This window comes from Sphingomonas rubra (assembly GCF_900115745.1).
Taxonomy (GTDB): Bacteria; Pseudomonadota; Alphaproteobacteria; order Sphingomonadales; family Sphingomonadaceae; genus Sphingomonas; species Sphingomonas rubra.
Genome location: NZ_FOXP01000007.1, coordinates 184,766 through 207,196, shown reverse-complemented (window position 1 = coordinate 207,196; position 22,431 = coordinate 184,766). Strand labels below are relative to the sequence as shown.

Here is a 22,431-nt window from a genome sequence, read left to right as displayed (position 1 = left end):
CACCAACTTCGGTCACTCGTTCATCTCACCGGCGAAGGCACGGCCAGGCGCCGCCCCCTTTCCTCGCCCGGCCGTGCCTTCTCAAAAGGGATGGTGAAACAGGAATAGCTAGCCGATCGGCCTGGTGCGCGAAGGCGCACGATAGAACCGCCGCCAGACGACGATCGGGACGGCGATGAGGACGAAAAGCATCAAACCACCGTAGGCCCAAGCATCGCCAGCTCTGCGTTGGAGCAATGCCACAGCTATCATGCAGGGCACGGCGAGGATCGGTGTCACCTTGGTGGACCACCAAAGACCCGCGCTCCATCTGGCCTGAAACCACGTTTGCTTGTCGCGGCTGAGCAATATGATTGTTGCCGCTACCTTCAAGCCCAACAGCACGACGATCGCCCAACTGAGCGCGTCGATCAGCGTGGAAAATCCGAAGGTCATTGCTGAATCATGCCGTTCACCGCCGTGTCAGGGAAGCCCCTGCTTTCCCAGATCGATCGGGAAAAGAGAACGACAAAGACGTTTTCAAATCTGGTCAGCAAAGCTCTTCTGAGAATATGGTGACGCTGGCGGCCGCCCGCAAAGCCGGCGTATAAGCACGGGCGACGCTGCGCCAGACCAGCATCCGGTCGTTCGCGCAGGCGAACGGGGGTCTTTATGGTAGCCCAGACCAGTGACGGCGTTGGTCGCCGACCTATCGCCGCAAGCATCGTACCCGTCATCATCGTCGCGCTGGCTGGAATGGCGGTGCGAACGCCGTTGGCGACTGCCTATCCGTTTGCAGCGCTATTGCTCTTCCTGTGGGTGGTCGCGGACACGCTGATGCTGTCGCTGATCGCCCGATCAGTTGGAAAGCCGGCATGGAGCGCCGTGCTGGGCGTCCTGGCCGGCGCCAGCCTCACCGTCTGGCTTGGTTCGCCATCGGCGATGCGGGACGCGCTGTTGGAGACGCCGGCGCTGGTGGTGACGATGGCGGCCGTCGTTCTGGGTCATGTCGCCTGGGCCACGTCCCGAGCGCGCCAAGCAGTGGGCAGGAAAGGCATCGACCGCAAGCAGCGATGGGTGTCTGCCGCGTCCGAGCTACTTCCGCCGGCGCTGGTCCGCTTGGCCGTGGCGGAGATGACGGTGATCCACATGGCGCTGTTTCGCTGGGGCGGACCGGCAGATGTCCCGGCGAACGCCCGCGCTTTCGCCTATCACAGGCACCTGACGCCGATGTGCGCGACGCTGCTGATCCTGTCGGCGATCGAGATCGTCGTCTATCATCTGCTGGTCGGGCACTGGAGCCGCACCGCCACGCTGGTCATGTTCGTGCTAAGTGACGTGGGCTTCGTATACCTGGTCGGGCTCATCAAGTCGTTCAGGTTCAGGCCGGTACTGCTGACGCCCGAGGGCGTGCGCGTGCGAGCCGGTTTCCTGATCAACCAGCTCGTGCCGCTCGACACGATCGTTGCCATCGAAGGCGGCTTCACCGGCGAGGAGGTACGCGATCCCGCGACCCTTAACGCGGCGCTGCTTGCTTGGCCAAACATCATGCTCCGGTTGGATCGCCCTCTGCATCGTCGCTCGCTTCTGAAAAAGCGAGGTCCGTTCGTGCGGGTCGCGTTCCGCCTGGACGATCCGGAGCCTTTCATCCGGCTCCTTGCCTGGCGGTTAGGTCACCGCTCCAGCTAACCAGCCTTCCTGCTCGCGAATGGCACGCGGAAGGAGTGCGGCTTTCCCATTTGAATGGGTGAAAAGGAAATCATTGCTCCGCGGGGATAGGCTCAATCAGATCCCATCGATTGCCGTAAAGGTCCTGAAAGACCGCCACGATGCCATATGGCTCGCGCCGGGGGGCCTCGACAAACCGTACACCCCGCTGCGTGTAGGCGAGATGATCCCGAGCGAAGTCATCCGTTTCTAGAAAGAGGAACACGCGACCACCGCTCTGATTGCCGATGGCATTCCGCTGCCGTTCGTCAACGGCTCGCGCCAGTAGCAGTCCGCTTGCCGCTCCCTGCGGCGCGATCACGACCCATCGCTTCCCATCTCCAAGACGGCTGTCTTCACGCACCTCGAAGCCCAGTTTTTCAACGAAGAAGGACAGCGCAGTGTCATAATCGTCGACGAGGAGCGCAGTGAGGTGGAGGCGTTGAGGCATACTGAACCGCTGCCGGACTTCAGCCAGCACGACAATGCCCCCTTACTCTTGGAAGTGGCGATCAAGACAACCAGGGGACTTTCCCGACCGTATTATTGTCGCTTGAGAAAGGCGTCTACTTCCGCCGCGAACCGCGCAGGCTGGTCGTACATGATGAAGTGCTTTGCCTGCGGTACTTCGACGAGCCTGCTGCCGGGCAGAGTGGCGTAACCGGCGGTCATCAGCGATGCCAGCGGGGTCTCGTAGAGGACGGTCACCGGCGTCCTGACCGCGGGCAGACCTGGCCGCAGGTCGGCCAGCATGTCCTCGCGCATCGCCTTGCCGATGACCGCCGGGTCGCTGAGCCGGCTCCAGCCGGAAATGCGGTCCACGTCTGCGGGCGCAGTCGCCATTTGGGCCATCATCGTCCGGGTCTGGGCGTCGGACATGCGAGTGGCGGGTGCCCTGCTCATAGCGTCTGCCATCGGACGCACGGTGTCGACGGTCGCCGCCGGCCCGGCCATGACCACCCCGAAGAAGGGGAGCGCATCGACCACGAGCAGGCGCGACACGAGCTTGGGATGGCGCTGGACCAAGTCCAAGCCGAAGGTGCCGCCAAGGCTGTGGCCCATCACCGTCGCAGGCTTGCCGAGCGTCGCCAGATAGGCCGCAATGTCGGTGACCACCGGTGCGAAGACCTCGCCGGTCGCATTGCCCCGGGCCGGTTCACCCACGAAGCCGGCCACCTGCACTAGATGAATGCGGTAGTTGGCACGCAGCCGCTCGGCGGTCGCACGCCACGTCTCGCGCGACGAGGCTAGGCCCGGGATCATGACGATGTCGGGGCCGCGACCAACGACCTCGATACTGATCCGGTCGCGCACTACCAGCCGGCTGTCGGCGAATACGCGCGGGGTAGCGTCGGTCGATGCCGCCGCGACCGGCTGCTGTCCCAACGCCGACGATGATGCCATCGCCTGTGTGACCATGAGGCCGGCGGCAGTGAGGTAACGGATGTGATGTCGCATAGTCGTTCCTTCGGACGGTGGGCTGCGATAGGTGTTCGGCGGAGCGCCGGCCTGCCGCTGTTCGTGATGCCGACGAGGATCGCAGGAGGGCAGTCACCGCGCCAGTTACCGATGTCATGCCCGCGCCATGACAAATGCCACCCGGTCAGCCGGCGGGCATGACATCTGTCATGCAAGCGACGTGACATCCGCCAGTGCCGGATTGGCGCGCGACCGGCGATACGTTTCCCATGAAGGGAGACGTTGACATGACCGACGATCTGTCCGCCATCGCGACGTTGACGGCGGTGACAAAGCGGCTCGGGAGCAAACCCGTGCTGGAAGGCCTCGACCTGGCGATCCGCGCCGGTGAGGTGACCGCACTGCTTGGTCCGAACGGCGCGGGCAAGACGACCTGCGTTGGGCTTCTGACCGGGCGACTGGCACCCGATGCCGGCACCGCGCGGCTGTTCGGGCTCGACCCGCGGCGGCCGGCAGTCCGGGGCCGGATGGGTGTCATGTTGCAGACGGCGGGCCTACCCGACGTGATGACGGTCGCGGAGATGGTCGCGCTCCAGTCGGGCTATTATTTCCATCCGCGTCCCGTGGCGAAAACGCTGGCTCTCGCAGGGCTGGCCGATCTCGGCGAGCGGCGCTGCGGCACGCTGTCGGGCGGTCAGGCGCGGCGCGTGCAATATGCGCTTGCCATCTGCGGGCGCCCCGACCTGTTGATCCTCGACGAGCCGACCGCGGCGATGGACCGGGGTTCCGCCCGGGCGTTGTGGGCGACGGTACGCGAGGCGGCGGACGCAGGCACCGGCGTGCTACTTACCAGCCACGACCTCGCAGAGGCGGATTCTCTCGCGGACCGGGTCGTCGTGCTGGATCGTGGCCGCATCGTCGCCGACGATACGCCGGGTGCGATTCGCGCGCAGGTCGGTGGATCGGTGATCCGCTGTCGGACGCGGCTCGCCCTTGCGGTCGTGCATGCGATGCCGGGAGTGCGCGAGGTCGAGGCCGAAGGCGCCGAACTGCGTATCGTCACCCGCGATGCGCCGACGACGCTCTGCCGCCTGCTCGACGCCGATCCGGCCGTGACAGACCTGCGGGTCGGGGACGCGACGCTGGAGGATGCCATCGCCGCCCTGCTCGCCCCGCCGCACAGGATCGCCGCATGACCACACACGCCCTCCCCACCGGCATCTGGCGGCGCGAATGCGTCGCCGAGCTCAAGCGCAGCTGGCGGCTGCCGCAGTTCCTGCTGCCGACCGTGGTCACCCCCGGCGCCTTCTACGGCCTCTTCACCCTGGCGCTCGCGCGCGATCCGACCCCTGCGAGCGTCGCTGCGGGGCTTGCCGGCTACGGCGTATTCGCCGCGATCGGCCCGTCGCTGTTTGGCTTCGGCGCCGGGGTCGCCATAGAACGCGAGCAGGGATTGATCGAGCTGAAGCGCGTATCGCCGATGCCGATCGGCGCCTTCGTCGCCGCGAAGCTCGCGGCTGCGCTGATGGCGACGGCATTGGCGGTCGGGCTGATCTACGCGCTGGCCATCGTCGGCGGGGCGGTGCTGACGCCCGCGCAGTGGCTGCTGCTCGCCCTCATTCATCTGGGCACGACCATCCCCTTCGCACTGATCGGTTTCGGCATCGGCATGCGCATGGGCGGCAAGGGCGCCGTCGCCATCGCCAACGCGCTGTTTCTCGGCTCGGCGGTGATCGGCGGGCTGTGGATTCCATCCCGGATGCTGCCGGGTTGGATGCGCGCGTTGGGCGAGGCTACCCCGGCCTACCATCTCGGTCAGCTGGCGCAGGCGGTGGTGGGCGCCGAGCCACTCGGTGCTCCCCTCGTCCACGCCGCGATCGTCGCAGCCATGACTGGACTGGCAGCGGTGTGGGCGTGGACCGGATGGCGGCGGAGTCCAGCTTGACGATGACCGGCACCACTCCGCAAGGTCTGGGGATGCGGGCGACGCGCAACAGCTTTTGGGACAGCCCTTGGCCGTGGCTGATCTATCTCACGTTCTACCCCATTCCCTGGCTGTGGGTGCGACCGACTACCGCGGACCTGTTCGCCGCGGTTGTCGCGATCACGTTGTTTCTGCCGGTGTACGTGATCGGCCATCGATCGGAACGCTGGCGGCCGTGGGCGACGACGGCGATCCTGGCGATCGGCGTGGGGGTAGCGATCGGCGGCTTCAAAGGGAGCTGGACGGTCTTCGCCATCTATGCCGGCGCGATGATCGGCAGCCTGCGGCCTGCCCATCATGCGTTGATCGGCGTCGGGGCCGTGATGCTGACCACGCTCGCTACGGGGCTGCTGCTCGGCCAGCCGGTGCTCTGGTGGTTGCCCGGCGCGATGCTGGTGGTGATGACCGGCGCCGGCACCATCTCGCGCGAGGCGTTCTGGGATCGAACGGTCGCGCTCAGCGAAACCCAAGGGGAGGTGCGCCGCCTTGCCGGCACTGCCGAGCGCGAACGGATCACGCGCGATCTGCACGACGTCGTCGGCCGGACACTGACGCTGGTCGCGCTCAAGGCCGATCTTGCCGCGCGGCTGATTGACCGCGATCCAACTGCCGCAGAAGCCGAGATGCGCGCGGTAGCGCATGTGGCTCGCGAGGGGCTCGGCGAAGTGCGCCTGACCTTGGCGGGGCAGGCGGGAGGCAGCCTCGCGCACGAGATCGACGCTTCGACCGCGGCGCTCAATGCAGCGGGCATCATGCACCGGCTGGAAGGTGAGTTGAGCGCCAATGCGGGTGATGCGGGAGCGGTGCTGGCGATGACGCTGCGCGAAGCGATCACCAACGTCATCCGCCACGCGGGTGCGCGGCAATGCGCGATTACCGTAAGCCAACACGGCACGACCGCGAGCCTGACCGTCGCCGACGACGGTCGGGGCGGTGTATTCCGGGAGGGCAACGGCATCCGCGGGATGCGTCAGCGCGTCGTGGCTGCGGGCGGGCGGCTCGATCTGGTTGCCGGTCCGACGGGTACGCGCCTCGTTGCCGAGGTGCCGGCGTGATCCGGATCGTCGTCGCGGAAGATCAGGCCATGGTGCTGGGCGCGCTCGCATCGTTGCTGGCGCTGGAGCCCGACATTACGATCGTCGGGCAAGCGCACGATGGTGAGGCAGCGATCTCGCTCGTGCGCGACCTGCTGCCCGATGTCCTGCTCACCGACATCGAGATGCCGGGGCTGAGCGGGATCGATGTCGCCGCCGCCATCGGGGCTGCCAAGTTGGCTACGCGGGTCATCATTGTGACCACCTTCGCGCGGCCCGGCTATCTCTCGCGGGCGCGCGACGCAGGGGTTCACGGCTATTTGCTCAAGGACGCGCCCGTCGAGACGCTGGCCGAAGCGATCCGGACGGTTGCCGTGGGTAGCCGCGTGATCCCGCCGGCACTCGCTGCCGCTGCATGGGAGGCAGGTGCTGACCCGCTTAGCGGGCGCGAGCGCGCGGTCCTGCGCCTGGCGGAGGAAGGGCTGCCCAACAAGGAAATAGCCCGCCGCCTTTCGCTCGCTCCCGGCACGATCCGCAACTACCTCGCCGATGCCGCCGCCAAGCTGGGGGCTGGGAACCGCATTGAAGCCGGACGCCTCGCCCGATCAAGGGGATGGCTCTGACCCAAATTCCGTTAGTGGCGGCGATGCTATGATCGCCCTTCTCTAAAAGGAAGCTATGACGGGAAAGCGGCTCGTATGGACCACGTTGGCGCCCCGCAGCAAGCTGTTTTCCCAAAACCCGTTCCCGATTGCTCTTTCCCGAAACTGCACCGTGGAGACGGGGTTGCGGCAACAAGAGGTGCCCTAGACCGGAGCTGCGGAGAGGCAGCCAGACGACCCAAAAAGCGACATTCACACGCCGTTGCCTGCTTCTCAACTGCGGCCGTTCATTCATGTCTGGGGCAGAGGGCGCGGTGATAACGAAGGTCGCATTTTCGAAAGCACGTCAATCCATCCGCATCGCCTATTGCAACCGACGGCGCGGCCCCAGAAATCCAATAATCGGCGCTGGCGAGCGCTATAGATCGTCGGCACTCAAGGTATCAGCCGCGAAAGCGAAGAGCGTCAACAAGCCGAGCGAAGGCGGCGGATGGCTGCCGACGGCTTGGATAGTAGAGGTGATAGCCGGCAAACGGCGGGGACCAGTCATCCAGCACGCGCATCAACTCACCGCGAGCAACGTGATCGGCCACCGAACTTTCCATCACAAAGCCGAGCCCAACCCCACGAATCGCCGCGCGCACGATCGTCGCGGTGTTGTTGCACGACATCTGGCCTTCGACCCGCACGCGAACCTCACGGTCGTTCTTCTCCAGCTCCCACGCGTAAAGTCCGCCGGCCGAGCGGAGCCGCAGATTGATGCAATTGTGTTGTGACAGGTCCTGCGGCGTTTTAGGGATCGGGTGATGTTCGAAATAGGCGGGGGAACCGACCACGGCCATCCGCAGCTCGGGTCCGATCCTGACAGCGACCATGTCCTTGGCGAGAGCCTCGCCCAGACGAACCCCCGCATCGAATTGATCGGTGACGATATCGGTCAGTCCGGAATCGATGCTGAGTTCGACCTGGATGTCGGGATATTCGGCCAGGAAGGGTGCCAGGGTCGGCAGAAGCACCGTCTCTGCCGCATGCTCGGACGTCGTGAGCCGGATCAGACCCTGCGGCTTGTCCCGCAAATCGCTCAGAGAGGCGATCTGCGCATCGATCATATTCAGCGCGGGCGTCAGGGTAGCCAACATCCTCTCGCCCGCCGCGGTCGGCGCGACGCTACGCGTCGTTCTGGTGAGCAATCGGACGCCGAGCCGGGTTTCGAGCCGACGCACGGTATGGCTCAGCGCGGATTGCGATGTACCCAGTTTCGCTGCCGCGCGCGTGAAGCTGCGCGCCTCTGCCACTGCCATGAAGGCATTCAGATCAACAAGGTCGTCTCGGTTCACTTATGAACCGTAGCGATAAGTCCATGCGGCATCCAGCATCTAATCGCACGCATTGTTCATGCCCATATTCACGGAAGCAGTCGGAGAGCGAACATGGATATCACCCGCACCGGGTCTCAGCCGTCAGGCAAGGGGCCGGAAGAGTACTTTTCCGGCACCGTGCGTACCGACGCACCGTTCAAGGGAAGTGGTGCTCTGAGCGGTGCCACGGTCACCTTCGAGCCCGGCGCGCGCACCGCGTGGCACACCCACCCCCTCGGTCAGACGATCATCATCACCTTCGGGCTCGGCCGCGTGCAACGTGAGGGTGGCCCCGTCGAGGAGGTCCGCCCCGGTGACATCATCTTCTTCGCCCCTGGCGAGAAGCACTGGCATGGTGCTGCGCCCGACAATGCCATGAGCCACATCGCCATCGCCGAGATGAAGGACGGCAAGGCCGTCGACTGGCTGGAGAAGGTGTCGGACGCCGCTTATCTGGGGAGTGTTGCGTGATGGCGGACGAACAGACCCCCGCGCAGAAGGCCTATGCCGATATCGCACCCGACTTTGCCGATCTGTCCGACCGCGTCCTGTTCGGCGAGGTCTGGAAACGTCCCGGCCTTTCCCCGCGCGATCGTAGCCTCGTCACCGTGGCGGCGCTGATCGCGACCTATCGGCACAACGAGCTGCCCGGTCACGTCGCCCGCGCGCTCGCCAACGGCGTCAGCAAAGACGAGCTGGTCGAGACCGTGACTCATCTCGCCTTCTACTCGGGCTGGCCGACGGCGAACACGGCCATTCCCGTGTTGCGTCAGGCCTTCACCAACGCGGGTGTCTGACCCTTTCATTTCAAAACCAGGAAACACCATGCAGACCATCGGTTACGCCGCGCAGGACACCAGCGGCCATCTCGCGCCCTTCCACTTTGACCGTCGCGAACTGCGCCCGAACGACGTCGCGATCGAGATCCTGTATTGCGGGGTCTGCCACTCGGACCTCCACACCGCCCGCAACGACTGGGGCTGGACGACCTACCCGACCGTCGTGGGGCACGAGATCGTCGGTCGTGTCACCGAGGTCGCGGGCGACGTGACGAAGCACAAGGTCGGCGACATCGTCGCGATCGGCTGCATGGTGGACAGCTGCCAGCATTGCGACCAGTGCCTCAAAGGCGAGGAGCAGCTTTGCCGCGAGGGCAACACCGGCACCTACGGCGGCACCGACCGGGTGACCGGCGAGCCGACCAAGGGCGGCTACTCCAAGCACATCGTCGCCCGGCAGGAGTTCGTTTTGACGATGCCTGAGGGCCTCGACGTCGCCAAGGCGGCGCCGCTGCTCTGCGCCGGGATCACCACCTATTCGCCGCTGAAGACCTGGGGGATCAGGGAAGGCAGCCGCGTCGGCGTGACGGGGCTCGGCGGCCTCGGTCATATGGCGGTGAAGCTCGCCGCGGCGATGGGCGCGCACGTCACCGTGATGAGCCGGACGGCGGACAAGCAGGCGGATGCGCTGGCGCTGGGTGCGCACGCCTTCCTCGTCTCGGAGGATGCGGACGCGATGGCGGCCGCGGCATCCGGGTTCGACCTCATCATCGACACGGTGCCGGTCAAGCACGACCTCGACCCGTATCTGCCGCTGCTCGACGTCGACGGCACGTTGGTGCTGGTCGGTCAGATCGGCCCGATGAACGAGATGAACACCGTGCCGCTGCTGCTCGGCCGCCGGCGCGTTGCCGGATCGCCGATCGGCGGCATCGCCGAGACCCAGGAGATGCTCGACTTCTGTGCGCAGAAGAACATCCTTCCCGAGGTCGAGATGATCGCCATGGCCGACATCAACCAGGCCTACGAGCGGATGGAGCGGTCCGACGTGCGTTACCGCTTCGTCATCGACATGGCCTCGCTCGATCTGGCCGAGGTCGCCTGAACCGAAGGAGCCCGCCCATGAAGCCGCATGTCGCCTGCCTCATGTTGTCGTCGATCGACGGCCGTCTGCACCCTAGCCGCTACACCGCCAGTCCGGACGGCACCCGCAAGGAATGGAGCGGGGTCTACGAGCGGCTTCATGACCAAATGGCGGCTGACGCGTGGCTTGTCGGTCGGGTGACGATGGCCGAAATGTCCAAGGCGGGCGCCCACGCGCCCGCCACGGGCGTTGTCGCGATCCGGCCCGTCCATGTCGCGGCGAAGGCCGACAGCTACGCCGTCGCGGTCGACCGTTCGGGCAAGCTGCGTTTCGACAAGGGCGACATCGGCAGTGACCATGTGATCGTGCTGCTCGGTGCCGACGTCTCGGACGAGCATCTGGCCGAGCTCGCTGACGACGGCGTCTCCTATGTCGTCGCCGATACGGCCGAGATCGATCTGGCCGCAGCGCTGGACACCCTGACTGCCCGATTCGGCATTCGGCGTTTGCTGCTGGAAGGAGGCGGCGGGATCAACGGATCGATGCTGGCCGCAGGCGTCGTGGACGAACTTCACGTGCTGGTCGCCCCGGCGCTGGACGGAGGCGATGGCACCCAGGGCATCGTCTCGCATGGTGCTGATGGCCTCGCGGGCAAGGTGACGCTGGCGCTCCGGTCTGCGACAGCGCTGGAGCACGGTGTCGTCCACCTGGCTTACGATGTGCGGCCGGACGGGGGCACGGCATGAAGCGTCTCGGCATGATCCTCAGCATGATCGCCGTGCCCGCGTCCGCGCAGCAGGCTCGGTCCGGCTCTGTGGCCCCGCCTGCCATGCAGCGGATCGCTCCGGGTCTCGCCGGCTACACCGACGGCGTGCTTTTCGGCGACGTCTGGCGCCGGCCGCAGCTCGCGCCGCGCGACCGCAGCCTCGTCACCGTCGCGGTGCTGATCGCCACGGGCAAGACGGCGCAGCTGGAAGGGCATCTCGGTCGCGCGCTCGACAATGGCGTGACGCCGGGCGAGGTATCGGGGATCGTCACTCACCTCGCGTTTTATAGTGGCTGGCCGAACGCGGTCTCGTCCTTGGAGGTGATCGAGCGTGTGTTCCACGCCCGGCACATCGCCGCGTCGAACATCCCGCGACGTGCGGGAGCCATGCCGCTACCCGCTTCGGATGGCGACCGAGCGAAAGCGGTAGAGGCTACCGTGGCACCCACCGCGCCCAAGCTGGCGGCGCTCACCAACGACGTTCTCTTCCGCGACCTGTGGCTCCGCACCGATCTCGCTCCGCGAGATCGTAGCCTCCTCACGATCGCAGCACTCGCCGCTGGCGGTGACGGCGATCAGCTCGCCTTCCACGTCAAGCGCGGCATCGAGAACGGGCTGACCCATGACCAAATCGGCGAGGCGCTGACCCACCTGGCCTTCTACGCAGGCTGGCCGAAGGCGATGGCGGCGGTCGCGGTCGCCGCCAAGGCGATGTCCGATGAGGGTAATCCGCCGGCCACGCTGACGATCGTGCCAGGCGGCAGCGAGCCGGCACGCGGACCAGCCAGCAACTTCACCGGCGCGGTCACCACGGACACGCCCTTCCGCGGAACGGGCGGATCGAAGCTGGGCGGCGCACGCGTGACCTTTCGGCCCGGTGCCCGCAGCAACTGGCACACGCATCCCTTCGGACAACTCCTGTTGGTCACCGACGGACGCGGGCTGATCCAGGAACAGGGCGGCCGCGTCTGGACGATGCACCGCGGTGACGTCGTCTGGACCGCGCCCGGGGTCCGGCATTGGCATGGTGCGGCACCGGACAGTGCGATGTCGCATGTGGCGGTCAGCGAAAGTGTCGAGGGCGAGCAAGTCGCCTGGGCAGAAGCCGTCTCCGACGCAGAGTATCGTCAAGCGCCTGTGAATTGAGCACGCTGGCAGATCCAGTCACGCTTTCATGAACGTCGCAGATAGGTTCATGCCGATTACGGTATGTAATCAGACCGCCGGCGATGCGTTATCCTGTTGAAAGCGTAGGCTGCAATCAATCGTAGCGCCTGCACCAACGAGCGCCAAGAGGCGAAAAACGCTGATGAGCGGACCGGGAAGGACAAGGATATGAGCGGCTCGAACGAGATGGAGATTTCCCGCCGGGGTTTGCTGGTCGGAAGCGCCGCGACCGCCGCGCTGACCACAGTGTCCGTGGCAGATTCACAGGCCGCTCCGTTGCAGCCGCAGCCGGCGACGATGAAGGTCACCATGAAGGTGAACGGACAGCGCCGCTCGCTCGACGTCGATACCCGCACCACGCTGCTCGATGCCCTCCGCGAGCATCTAAAGCTCACTGGGTCCAAGAAAGGCTGCGATCACGGCCAGTGCGGTGCCTGCACCGTTATGGTCGGCGGCACCCGGATCAACTCCTGCCTCAGCCTGGCGGTCATGCACGAAGGCGACGAGATCACCACGATCGAGGGTCTCGGCACGCCCGAGAAGCTGCATCCCATGCAGGCCGCCTTCGTCAAGCACGACGGCTACCAGTGCGGCTACTGCACCCCCGGGCAGATCTGCTCGGCCGTGGCGGTTCTCGGCGAGATCAAGGCCGGCGTGCCGAGCCACGCAATGGCTGATGTAACCGCCCGGCCGCAGGCCACCAACGACGAGATGCGCGAGCGGATGAGCGGCAACATCTGCCGCTGCGGCGCCTATTCCAACATCCTCGAAGCGATGACCGAAGTCGCGGGAGTGGACGCATGAAGCCCTTCACCTATGAGCGCGCTAAGACGCCGGCAGAGGCCGCCGCGATCGTCGCCGGTCGTCCCGGCGCCAAGTTCATCGCAGGCGGCACCAACCTCCTGGACCTGATGAAGCTGGAGATTGAGACGCCGACGCATCTCGTCGACGTCCAGGACCTGAAGCTCGATCGCATCGAGGCGACGCGCGAGGGTGGCCTTCGGATCGGCGCCAACGTCACCAACACGGCGCTTGCATCGGACGATCGCGTCCGCCGCGACTATGCGGTGCTGACCAAGGCGATCGTCGCCGGCGCGAGCGGGCAGCTTCGCAACAAGGCGTCGACCGCCGGCAACATCCTCCAGCGCACTCGCTGCCCCTACTTCTACGATCCGAACCAGCCCTGCAACAAGCGCAAGCCCGGTTCCGGCTGCGCCGCGATCGGCGGCTACTCGCGCCAGCTCGCGGTGATCGGATCGTCGGACGCGTGCATCGCGACCTTCCCCGGCGACATGGCCGTGGCGCTGCGCGTCCTCGATGCGACGGTCGAGACGGTCAATCCGCAAGGTGGAACCCGGTCGATTTCGATGGCGGACTTCCACCGGCTGCCCGGCAACACGCCGCAGTTCGACAACACGCTTCAGCGCGGCGAACTTCTCACGTCGGTGACGCTGCCCAAGCCGATCGGTGGGCAGCATTTCTACAACAAGGTCCGCGACCGCGCCTCCTACGCCTATGCGCTGGTCTCGGTGGCTGCGGTCATCCAGCCTGACGGCACCGGCCGGGTGGCGGTAGGCGGCGTCGCGCACAAGCCGTGGCGGGTGGAGGCGGCTGAGGCAGCGATGCCGCAAGGATCTCGCGCGGTCGCCACGCGACTGATGGCCGGCGCCAAGCCGACCGCCGACAATGCGTTCAAGGTGCCCCTCGTCGAGCGGACACTGGGGGCGGTGATGCATGATGCGGGCATGAAGAGGACGGCGGCATGAAGTTCGAGACGCCCGCGGGCACCAATCCGATCGATCAGCTGAAGGTGGTCGGCAAGCCGACCGACCGGATCGACGGCAAGTTCAAGACCACCGGCACCGCACCCTACGCTTATGAGCGCCACGATGTCGCGCCGAACCAGGCCTATGGCTACATCGTCGGTTCGGCCGTGGCGAAGGGGCGCATCAGCTCGATGAACCTGGCGGACGCTAAGGCCGCCCCCGGCGTGCTGGCGATCGTCTCCACGCTAGACCACAAGCCCTTGCCGCTAGGCCCGCAGAACACCGCTAACCTGTTCGGCGGGGCGGAGGTCCAGCACTACCATCAGGCGATTGCGCTCGTCGTTGCCGAGACCTTCGAGCAGGCGCGTGCGGCCGCGAACCTGATCCGCGTCGACTACGCTCGGACGAAGGGCAAATACGACCTCGAGGCGCTCGCGCCAACCGCCCCGCTTGAAGGCGGCGGCAGCGGCGAGGGTAGCGCCGCGCCGGCGATCGATCGCGTGGGCAATTTCGACGGCGCATTCGCCTCGGCGCCCGTCAAGCTCGACCAGCAATATACGACCCCGGGTCACAGCCATGCCATGATGGAGCCGTTCGCGACCATCGCTGCCTGGGATGGTCCGAAGCTGACGGTGTGGACGTCTAACCAGATGATCGCCTGGGCGAAGCGCGACGTCGCCAAGACGCTGAGTCTCAGCCCTGAGAACGTGCGCGTGGATTCGCCCTACATTGGCGGCGGGTTCGGGGGTAAGCTGTTCGTCAGGGCCGACGTGCCGCTTGCGGCGCTTGGGGCAAAGGCGGTGGGGCGGCCGGTGAAGGTCGCGATGCAGCGCCCGCTGATCGCCAACAATTCAACGCATCGGCCCGCGACGATCCAGCGCATACGGCTGGGCGCGACGAAGGACGGCAGGATCACCGCGATCGCGCACGAGAGCACCTCGGGCAACCTGCCCGAGGGCAAGCCGGAGGTCGCGGTGCAGCAGACCAAGCTGCTCTATGCCGGCGCCAATCGCATGACGCTGATGAAGCTCGCGGTCATGGATCTGCCCGAGGGCAACGCCATGCGCGCGCCGGGCGAGGCGCCGGGACTGATGGCGCTCGAGATGGCGATGGACGAGATGGCGGAGAAGCTGGGGATGGACCCGGTCGAGTTCCGCATCGTCAACGACACGCAGGTTGACCCCGAGAAGCCGCAGCGGCCGTTCTCTCAGCGTCAGCTCGTCAAGTGCCTGCGCGATGGCGCAGACCGGTTCGGCTGGAGCCGGCGCAGCGCCAAGCCCGCGTCGGTGCGCGAGGGCCGTTGGCTGATCGGCATGGGCATGGCGGCCGCGTTCCGGAACAACCAGCTGACCAAGTCCGCTGCGCGCGTCCGGTTGGACGGCAAGGGTATGGTGACGGTCGAGACCGACATGACCGACATCGGCACGGGCACCTACACGATCATCGCCCAGACCGCCGCGGAGATGATGGGCATCGGACTCGACAAGGTCGTCGTGAAGCTCGGCGACTCCGATTTTCCGGCATCGGCCGGGTCGGGCGGTCAGTGGGGCGCGAACAACTCGACGGCGGGCGTCTATGCGGCGTGCATCAAGCTGCGAGAGCAGGTCGGCCAGCGGCTCGGGATGACCGGCGACGTCGAGTTCGCGGACGGCGAAGTCCGGGCAGGTGGTCGCAGTGCCAAGCTCGCCGATGCCGCCCGCAACGGTCCGCTGACCGCCGAGGACTTCATCGAGTACGGCGATCTCGCGAAGAAGTACCAGCAGTCGACCTTCGCCGGCCACTTCGTCGAGGTCGCCGTGGACTCGTTCACCGGCCAGACCCGCATCCGCCGCATGCTCGCGGTCTGTGCCGCCGGGCGCATCCTGAACCCCAAGTCGGCGCGCAACCAGGTGATCGGCGGCATGACGATGGGCGCGGGCGCGGCGCTGATGGAGGAACTGGCGGTCGACAAGCGGTTCGGCTTCTTCGTCAACCACGACCTCGCCACCTACGAGGTGCCGGTCCATGCCGACATCCCGCATCAGGAGGTCGTCTTCCTCGACGAGGTCGACCCGATCTCCTCCCCGATGAAGGCCAAGGGCGTCGGCGAGCTCGGCATCTGCGGCGTCGGCGCGGCGGTGGCCAATGCCATCTACAACGCCACCGGCGTTCGCGTCCGCGATTATCCGATCACGCTCGAGAAGCATCTAACCCGGCTGCCGCAGGTCGCATGATGGAACAGCGCATCCTGGGCAGAAGCGGGCTCGCGGTATCGGCGCTCGGGCTCGGCTGCATGAGCTTGGCGTCGACCTATGGACCGGCGGGCGACCGGCCTGAGGGGGTTGCACTGTTGCGCCAGGCGGTCGACGCGGGCGTGACCTTCTTCGACACCGCTGAGGCCTACGGTCCCTTCACCAATGAGGAGCTGGTAGGCGAGGCGCTGCAGCCTGTCCGCGACCGGGTGGTGATCGCCACGAAGTTCGGGTTCGACATCGATCTAGCAACGGGCGAGCGTCGCGGTGGCGTGAACAGCCGGCCCGAACACATCAAGGCGGTGGCCGAGGCGGCGTTGGAGCGGCTGCGCACCGATCGCATCGACCTGTTCTACCAGCATCGGGTCGATCCGGCCGTGCCGATCGAGGACGTCGCCGGGACGGTCGGAGAGCTGATCGCTGCGGGCACGGTCGGACACTTCGGCCTGTCCGAGGCGGCGCCGGAGACGATCCGCAGGGCGCATGCGATCCAGCCGGTCGCGGCATTGCAGAGCGAGTATTCGCTGTTTTGGCGCGAACCGGAGGATGAGCTTCTTCCGCTGGTACAGGAGCTTGGCATCGGTTTCGTCCCGTTCAGCCCGCTCGGCGCCGGGTTCCTGACGGGGCAGATCGACGAGAACACCGTCTTTGCCCCAGGCGACTTCCGCAACCATGTTCCGCGCTTCTCCCGGGAGGCGCGCAAGGCGAACATGGCGCTCGTCGACATCGTTCGAAGCGTCGCCTCCCGGCGTCAGGTGACGCCGGCTCAGGTCGCGCTCGCGTGGCTGCTGGCGCAGAGTCCGTCGATCGTACCGATTCCAGGGACCAGCAGGCTATCGCGGCTTCAGGAGAACCTCGGCGCGGGCGATCTGACGCTGACGGCGGACGATCTCGCCGAGATCGAGAGCGGGACCGCCGGCTTCGCAGTGGAGGGGACGAGACTGCCCGAAAGCGCGCTCGCCATGACCCGGCGCTGAAGCGCGACATCCGTAGCAACACAGGCAGAGGGTCACGCCATGAATTTCGACGCGCCGGCGGGTCCGAATTTGATCGACCGTATGCAGGTCGTGGGCAAGCCCTACGACCGGATAGATGGCCCGCTGAAGACAACGGGCACCGCGCCCTACGCCTACGAGCGCCACGACGTGGCGCCGAATGCGGCATACGGCCATGTCGTGGGGGCGGCGATCGCGAAGGGACGCATCGTGCGGATCGACACCGCTGAGGCCGCGACGGCCCCCGGCGTCATCGCGATCGTCACGGCCGCGAATGCCGGCGTGCTCGGCAAGGGCGACTTCATCGACGCCCCCGCCCTGGCCGGCCCCGTGGTCACCCACTACCATCAGGCGGTCGCGCTGGTGGTAGCCGACACGTTCGAGCAGGCCCGCGCCGCAGGCGCAATGGTGCAAGTCGACTATGCGCGCGCGGCGGGCAGGTTCGATCTTGCTTCGGAGAAATCATCGGCGACCCTGGCGCCGACGTCGCCGCCGACCATGCGCGGCGATTTCGCCGGGGCGTTCGCCGCAGCGCCGGTGAAGATCGATCGTATCTACACGACCCCGGATCAAAGCCACATGATGATGGAGCCGCACGCCACCATCGCCGAATGGGCCGGCGACCGGCTGACGGTGTGGACCTCGGTGCAGACGATCGACTGGGGTCGGCGCGACCTCGCCAAGATCCTGGGAATGCCCAAGGACAGGGTGAGGATCAGTTCGCCCTACATCGGCGGTGGCTTCGGCGGAAAGGCCACGGCGATGGCCGACGTCGTCCTTGCTGCGCTGGGTGCACGGGCCGCGAAGCGACCGGTGAAGGTTGCGCTCGCCCGCCCGATGATGGTCAACGGCACCGTTCACCGCGCCGCGACGATCCAGCGGCTGCGGATCGGCGTCGCAAATGATGGCCGCATCCTCGCGATCGGGCACGAGACCGTCAGCGGCAACCTGCCCGACGGCATGGTCGAGCCATGCACCATCCAGACCCCGTCGCTATACGCCGGCGAGAACCGGATGACCGAGACCCGTCTCGCAGTGCTCGATCTGCCCGAAGCCAGCTCGATGCGCGCGCCGGGAGAGGCGCCCGGCATGATGGCGCTGGAGATCGCCATGGACGAGCTTGCCGAGGCGCTGGCGATGGATCCGGTTGAGCTGCGCGTGCGCAACGATGCGAAGGTCCATCCCGGCGACGGCAAGCGGCCGTTCTCGACGCGCGCGCTGGTGCCTGCGCTGCGCACCGGCGCGGAGCGGTTCGGCTGGAGCGCTCGCATCCCGAAGCCTGCGCAGGTCCGCGATGGGCGCTGGCTTGTCGGTATGGGCGTCGCTTCGGCGATCCGCGGCGCGCGTACGCGCACGTCGGGCGCACGTGCTCGGCTGGAGACGAGCGGCCGCGTCGTGATCGAGACCGACATGACCGACATCGGCACGGGCAGCTACACGATCATCGCGCAAACGGCGGCGGAGATGATGGGCCTGCCGCTCGACCGGATCGACGTCCGGCTCGGCGAGAGCGACTATCCAGTGACGGTCGGCTCCGTGGGTCAGCGCGGCGCGACGAGTGCCACCTCGGGCGTCTACGCCGCCTGCGTGAAGCTGCGCGAGGCGGTGGCCCAGCGGCTCGGGCTGAACGCAGCCGACGTCGGCTTCGACGGCGGCCGGGTTGTCAGCGGCGGCCGCCGCATCCCGCTTGCCGATGCCGCGAGCGGCGGACCGCTAGTCGGCGAGGACGAGGTCGAGTTCGGCGAGGAGCTCGGCAAGGCCTATGCGCAGGAGGCGTTCGGCGCCCACTTCGTCGAGGTCGGCGTCGACCGCTTCACCGGCGAGGTGCGGCTGAGGCGGATGCTCGCGGTCTGCGCGGCAGGGCGCATCCTCAATCCGAAGACCGCGCGCAGCCAGGTCATCGGCGCTATGACGATGGGGGCAGGTGCGGCGCTGATGGAGGAGCTGGCGATCGACAAGCGCTTCGGCTTCTTCGTCAACCACGACCTCGCCAGCTATGAGGTGCCCGTCCATGCCGACATGCCGCACATGGACGTGGTCTTCCTCGACGAGACGGACGCGACCATCTCGCCAATGAAGGCCAAGGGCGTCGGCGAACTGGGTCTCTCAGGCGTCGCGCCGGCGATCGCGAATGCGGTCTACAACGCGACCGGCGTGCGGGTGCGCGACTATCCGATGACGCTCGAGAAGCATCTGGCAAAGCTGCCGCGGATCGTCTGAAGCGGCGGTACCGCCCGGTACCGCCCGATGGCGTGGCTAGCTCTACGAGCCGTTCAATTGCATCGCTGACCTACATCCGTGAGGCGAACAGGCAGCGATCGACTAGATCCCTGAAATGATGCGTGCCACCGCCGGTTCGCAGGACGCCGCTGAAGGGTTACATCGAGAAACGACCGGCGGTGTTCGCGGGACGGTAGCCGCGGCACCTGGTGTCTAGGAGCCAAAGTCCATCGTCATCTCGATCATGGTCGGCCGGAATCCGAGGCGGTCGAACAATCGTCGCGCCGCCTCGTTCCGGGCCGCAGCGGACAGCACGAGACGGGGCGCATCGCGACAGACGAACACGTCCCGGATCGCCGTGACGAGCGCCCAGCCGACGCCTCGTCCGCGTTCATCGGTGTCGACCATCAGGTCGTGAAGCACGCCCGCTGGACCGCGCAGCGCCATGAAGTCGTTCCCTTCGAGCGATCCGTAGGCGTAGCCAAGAACCCGCCCTTCCTCCTCCGCAACGAGCACGATGGCATCGTCGCGCGATCTCTGCGCTTCCAGGAAGTCGCCATACCGGTCCGCGGTATGAGGCGTCGGCGCGATGAAACGGCTCGGATCGAATTCATGGTGTAGTGCCATAAGGGACGCTCCCAGACGACCGAGCGTCGAGGCGTCCGTCGAGGCTGCCTTACGGATCTGGAACACTGCCGGTCCTCGATGGATCATGACCTCCCGATGCCGGCCATCAGGCCGGCACGGGTAGCTTGCCTGCTCTCATCGCCGCGATCACACCACCATCGATCAACAGATCACTGCCGGTGACGAAGCCGGCATCGGTGCCCAGCAGGTAAGCCGCTGCAACCGCAATCTCCTCGGGCGGCGCCATGCGCTTCGAGGGGGATGCGGCAATCATCGCGCGGTAGCCGTCGCCGATCTCGGAGTTCAGCTCGTGCTGCGCCAACGGCGTCACGATGATGCCCGGACTGATCGAGTTGACGCGCGCACCCTTCGCCCCCCAGGTCATCGCCGCGGCCTGGACCCGCAGATGGTTGGCGCGCTTGGCGACCATGTAGCCGACCAGCGAATTGGGCACGTCCTTCAGGAACGGCAGGTCGAGCAGCTCGTCGGCGGGCGCGAAGGCCAGCGCGTGTTCCTGATCCTCGGGCAACTGCCGCATCATGTGGCCAGCCATGCTGGAGATGATGAGTCCGGCGCCACCAGCGGCGATAACGCGCTCGAATTCCTCGAACACGACGGCCGAGCCGTAGAGATCGACCTCGAGCACCTTCTGCGGAGGTGCCATGTTTGGCGATAGTCCGGCGGTGTTGACCACTTGCATCACGGGGCCAAGCGACGCCGCCTTGTCGGCCAGCGCACGAACCGAGTCGCGCGACGCCACATCGACGATCTGCGTTTCGACGGTGTAGCTGGCGTCCTTCATGCTCTGGGCCGCAGCCTCGAGCACCGTCTCGTTGAAATCGGCCAGCAGTACCGTCTTTCCAAAGCCCTGCCGCTTGGCGATCGCCAGACCGATGCCACCTGCGCCGATCACCACAACAACATCCGCCATTTTCATTTCTCCGTCGATGTGCCGAGGATCAACGCTCGACGCAATTTGTAGCTGCCGTTGAGGGTCAGGAGGAGCGGCCGCCTGTGGCTCGCTCCGCCCGGGATTATTTCGGAGCAAGTTCGCCGTAGAACCAGGAGGCAGTGACACCGCCGTCCATCAGGAAGTCGCTGCCCGTGATGAACGCGCCGTCGCGCCCCATCAGCAGAGCGCCCAGTACGCCGACCTCGTCCGGGGTCCCGGCACGACCGACCGGCGAGCCGTCGATCATCTTGCGATAGCCCTCGCCCCGCGGGCCGGACAGCTCGTCGTTGGCGAGCGGCGTCATGATGATGCCGGGGCTGATCGTGTTCACGCGTGCGCCGCGCTTCGCCCAGTTAACCGCCTCGGCCTTCACGCGGAGCGAGTTACCGCGCTTGGCGATCTGATAGGCATTGAGCGGATCGGTGACCTTCTCGAGCGATAGCATCGGCAACGCCATCAGCTCTTCGACCGGCGTCGTCGCCAGCGCCTTGTCCTCTTCCGCGGTGAGCGCAGGCAGCCGGTGGCCGGACTGCGAGGCGATGACGATGCCCGAGCCGCTTTCCACGATCACGCGGCCGAACTCCTTCAGCAGCAACGCCGTGCCGTAGAGGTCGACGTGGAGGATCATTTCCGGGGTCGCCTGCGACGGCGAGACCCCGGCCGCGTTGATGAGGCCGAACACGTCGCCGATCGCGGTCGCCTTGGCGACCAGCGCCTCGACCGACTCCCGCTTCGAGACGTCGACCGTGGTCGTGCTGACGTCGAAACCGGCGTCGTTCATGACCTTGGCGGCCGCGTCCGCGGCTTCCTGCCGAAGATCCGCCAGCAGCACGTGCTTGCCGGAACTGACGCGCCGGGCGATGGCCTGACCGATCGAGCCGGCTCCGACAACGACGATGACTTGGGCATGACTGTCTTCCTTGTGCTTGATGTTTGAGGGGCGTTCAGGCTGAGCGATGGTGCGTGATGGTCGTCAGATCATCCCGAACGCGCTGCGGTTCTTGGTCGAGGGGCTGATTGTCGACGTCGCGAATGGCGTCGATCGCCTTGGGATCGTCGCGGTCCAGGACGACGAACAGCGGTTCCAGATCGGGCTGCGCGGCGCCCCGCTCGGCGACCAGCTCGAAGGATTTGGCATTCGCCGCCTCTGAGGTGAGGCTCTCCACCAACACCCGGGCGATCTGTGCTCGCGCAATCACGCCGTCGCTCGAATCCCCCGCCTGTCGGGTGTCGCCCTGAAGCATGACGATCCGCTGCTCGTCCGGCTCGTTGTAGTCGAACCAGCCCGGCCGAACGATCGTGTAGGGGCGGCCGCTCGCCCGTACGAGCCGTTCGGCACGACGCTTCCAGTCGTGCGCCTCCGTTCGCCGGTTATAGTCGCCCGTGCGGTTCGTGACGCCGATCGCCGTCATGAGCGCGATCCGCGCGGGCCGATCGGCCAGCGCGGCAAGGATGTTGCGCACCCCGCCATAGTCGACGTTTTCCGCACCCGCCTTGCCGGCACCGTCCGCGCCGAGCGTCAGGACCACCGCATCAACGCCTTCGACCGCGGCCACGAGCGTCTCCGGCCGAGTCACGTCGCCGACGATCCAGGTCGCATCACCCGGTAGGCCTGCGGCCTTCTGGGCGTCGCGCACCAGCGAACGGGCCGCATGGCCCTGCCGTAACGCTTCGCCGACAACCAGCCGCCCGATGCTGCCGGTCGCGCCGACGATCAGGACTGTCAGGGATTTGGCGCTCATGACATCGACTTTCAAAACT

Annotated in this window: 23 protein-coding genes; 15 read left to right on the top strand and 8 right to left on the bottom strand. The window is 66.5% G+C overall.

Translation table 11 applies throughout. The features are described 5' to 3' along the window. Nucleotides 1–108 precede the first annotated feature (108 nt). Nucleotides 109–435, bottom strand: a complete 327-nt coding sequence (locus tag BM145_RS10605) for a hypothetical protein (protein WP_093333607.1) — start codon at nucleotides 433–435, stop codon at nucleotides 109–111. A gap of 216 nt (nucleotides 436–651) precedes the next feature. On the opposite strand from BM145_RS10605, the gene BM145_RS10600 reads away from it, so the two are divergent. Beyond that, nucleotides 652–1,668: a hypothetical protein gene (locus tag BM145_RS10600; RefSeq protein ID WP_093333606.1), complete on the top strand. Its 1,017-nt coding sequence runs from the start codon at nucleotides 652–654 to the stop codon at nucleotides 1,666–1,668. Nucleotides 1,669–1,738: 70 nt separating this feature from the next. Here BM145_RS10600 and BM145_RS10595 read toward each other — a convergent pair whose 3' ends face one another. Beyond that, complete coding sequence (locus BM145_RS10595; RefSeq protein WP_245739252.1) at nucleotides 1,739–2,167, bottom strand: VOC family protein; 429 nt, start codon at nucleotides 2,165–2,167, stop codon at nucleotides 1,739–1,741. Between the two features lie 62 nt (nucleotides 2,168–2,229). Next, nucleotides 2,230–3,144: an alpha/beta fold hydrolase gene (locus BM145_RS10590; protein WP_093333605.1), complete on the bottom strand. Its 915-nt coding sequence runs from the start codon at nucleotides 3,142–3,144 to the stop codon at nucleotides 2,230–2,232. Between the two features lie 248 nt (nucleotides 3,145–3,392). Here BM145_RS10590 and BM145_RS10585 point away from each other — a divergent pair, with 248 nt between their 5' ends. From BM145_RS10585 to BM145_RS10570, 4 genes are read left to right on the top strand one after another with little or no spacing between them, the layout of a single operon-like run. Next, a complete protein-coding gene (locus BM145_RS10585) occupies nucleotides 3,393–4,301 on the top strand; it encodes an ABC transporter ATP-binding protein (protein ID WP_093333652.1) in 909 nt (302 codons plus the stop codon). Further along, nucleotides 4,298–5,050, top strand: coding sequence for an ABC transporter permease (locus BM145_RS10580; RefSeq protein WP_093333604.1), 753 nt, complete (start codon nucleotides 4,298–4,300; stop codon nucleotides 5,048–5,050). Before BM145_RS10585 ends, BM145_RS10580 begins: the two co-directional genes overlap by 4 nt. Before the next feature lie 2 nt (nucleotides 5,051–5,052). Continuing rightward, nucleotides 5,053–6,144 (top strand): sensor histidine kinase, encoded by a 1,092-nt coding sequence (locus tag BM145_RS10575; protein WP_093333651.1) that lies wholly within the window; start codon nucleotides 5,053–5,055, stop codon nucleotides 6,142–6,144. Then, on the top strand, nucleotides 6,141–6,746 hold the full coding sequence (locus BM145_RS10570) for a response regulator transcription factor (RefSeq protein ID WP_093333603.1): 606 nt from the start codon (nucleotides 6,141–6,143) through the stop codon (nucleotides 6,744–6,746). The genes BM145_RS10575 and BM145_RS10570 overlap by 4 nt, the downstream gene beginning before the upstream one ends. Nucleotides 6,747–7,168: 422 nt before the next feature. Here BM145_RS10570 and BM145_RS10565 read toward each other — a convergent pair whose 3' ends face one another. Further along, nucleotides 7,169–8,062, bottom strand: coding sequence for a LysR family transcriptional regulator (locus BM145_RS10565; RefSeq protein ID WP_093333602.1), 894 nt, complete (start codon nucleotides 8,060–8,062; stop codon nucleotides 7,169–7,171). A gap of 93 nt (nucleotides 8,063–8,155) precedes the next feature. On the opposite strand from BM145_RS10565, the gene BM145_RS10560 reads away from it, so the two are divergent. The 10 genes from BM145_RS10560 (at nucleotide 8,156) to paoC (BM145_RS10515) (ending at nucleotide 19,091) form a co-directional block, all read left to right on the top strand. Further along, entirely contained in the window at nucleotides 8,156–8,554 is a 399-nt protein-coding gene (locus tag BM145_RS10560) for a (R)-mandelonitrile lyase (protein ID WP_093333601.1), read from the top strand. Beyond that, entirely contained in the window at nucleotides 8,554–8,880 is a 327-nt protein-coding gene (locus tag BM145_RS10555; protein WP_093333600.1) for a carboxymuconolactone decarboxylase family protein, read from the top strand. The genes BM145_RS10560 and BM145_RS10555 overlap by 1 nt, the downstream gene beginning before the upstream one ends. Nucleotides 8,881–8,908: 28 nt before the next feature. Beyond that, nucleotides 8,909–9,967 (top strand): NAD(P)-dependent alcohol dehydrogenase, encoded by a 1,059-nt coding sequence (locus BM145_RS10550; RefSeq protein WP_093333599.1) that lies wholly within the window; start codon nucleotides 8,909–8,911, stop codon nucleotides 9,965–9,967. Nucleotides 9,968–9,984: 17 nt separating this feature from the next. Beyond that, on the top strand, nucleotides 9,985–10,692 hold the full coding sequence (locus BM145_RS10545; protein WP_093333598.1) for a RibD family protein: 708 nt from the start codon (nucleotides 9,985–9,987) through the stop codon (nucleotides 10,690–10,692). Beyond that, a complete protein-coding gene (locus tag BM145_RS16380) occupies nucleotides 10,689–11,858 on the top strand; it encodes a (R)-mandelonitrile lyase (protein ID WP_093333597.1) in 1,170 nt (389 codons plus the stop codon). The genes BM145_RS10545 and BM145_RS16380 overlap by 4 nt, the downstream gene beginning before the upstream one ends. Nucleotides 11,859–12,047: 189 nt before the next feature. Next, nucleotides 12,048–12,683: an aldehyde dehydrogenase iron-sulfur subunit PaoA gene (paoA, locus tag BM145_RS10535; RefSeq protein ID WP_093333596.1), complete on the top strand. Its 636-nt coding sequence runs from the start codon at nucleotides 12,048–12,050 to the stop codon at nucleotides 12,681–12,683. Then, nucleotides 12,680–13,645 (top strand): FAD binding domain-containing protein, encoded by a 966-nt coding sequence (locus tag BM145_RS10530; protein WP_093333595.1) that lies wholly within the window; start codon nucleotides 12,680–12,682, stop codon nucleotides 13,643–13,645. Before paoA ends, BM145_RS10530 begins: the two co-directional genes overlap by 4 nt. Beyond that, nucleotides 13,642–15,858: an aldehyde oxidoreductase molybdenum-binding subunit PaoC gene (paoC, locus tag BM145_RS10525; protein ID WP_093333594.1), complete on the top strand. Its 2,217-nt coding sequence runs from the start codon at nucleotides 13,642–13,644 to the stop codon at nucleotides 15,856–15,858. The genes BM145_RS10530 and paoC (BM145_RS10525) overlap by 4 nt, the downstream gene beginning before the upstream one ends. Then, nucleotides 15,858–16,853, top strand: a complete 996-nt coding sequence (locus BM145_RS10520) for an aldo/keto reductase (protein WP_093333593.1) — start codon at nucleotides 15,858–15,860, stop codon at nucleotides 16,851–16,853. The genes paoC (BM145_RS10525) and BM145_RS10520 overlap by 1 nt, the downstream gene beginning before the upstream one ends. Before the next feature lie 39 nt (nucleotides 16,854–16,892). Next, nucleotides 16,893–19,091, top strand: coding sequence for an aldehyde oxidoreductase molybdenum-binding subunit PaoC (gene paoC, locus BM145_RS10515; RefSeq protein ID WP_093333592.1), 2,199 nt, complete (start codon nucleotides 16,893–16,895; stop codon nucleotides 19,089–19,091). Nucleotides 19,092–19,304: 213 nt separating this feature from the next. On the opposite strand, the gene BM145_RS10510 is transcribed toward paoC (BM145_RS10515), so the two are convergent. The 4 genes from BM145_RS10510 to BM145_RS10495 form a co-directional block, all read right to left on the bottom strand. After that, complete coding sequence (locus BM145_RS10510) at nucleotides 19,305–19,784, bottom strand: GNAT family N-acetyltransferase (protein ID WP_218149646.1); 480 nt, start codon at nucleotides 19,782–19,784, stop codon at nucleotides 19,305–19,307. A gap of 40 nt (nucleotides 19,785–19,824) precedes the next feature. Continuing rightward, entirely contained in the window at nucleotides 19,825–20,649 is an 825-nt protein-coding gene (locus BM145_RS10505) for an SDR family oxidoreductase (protein ID WP_093333650.1), read from the bottom strand. A 103-nt stretch (nucleotides 20,650–20,752) separates the two neighbouring features. Then, nucleotides 20,753–21,568: an SDR family oxidoreductase gene (locus BM145_RS10500; protein WP_281244360.1), complete on the bottom strand. Its 816-nt coding sequence runs from the start codon at nucleotides 21,566–21,568 to the stop codon at nucleotides 20,753–20,755. Nucleotides 21,569–21,614: 46 nt separating this feature from the next. After that, on the bottom strand, nucleotides 21,615–22,412 hold the full coding sequence (locus BM145_RS10495; protein ID WP_093333589.1) for an SDR family oxidoreductase: 798 nt from the start codon (nucleotides 22,410–22,412) through the stop codon (nucleotides 21,615–21,617). Between the last annotated feature and the right edge of the window lie 19 nt (nucleotides 22,413–22,431).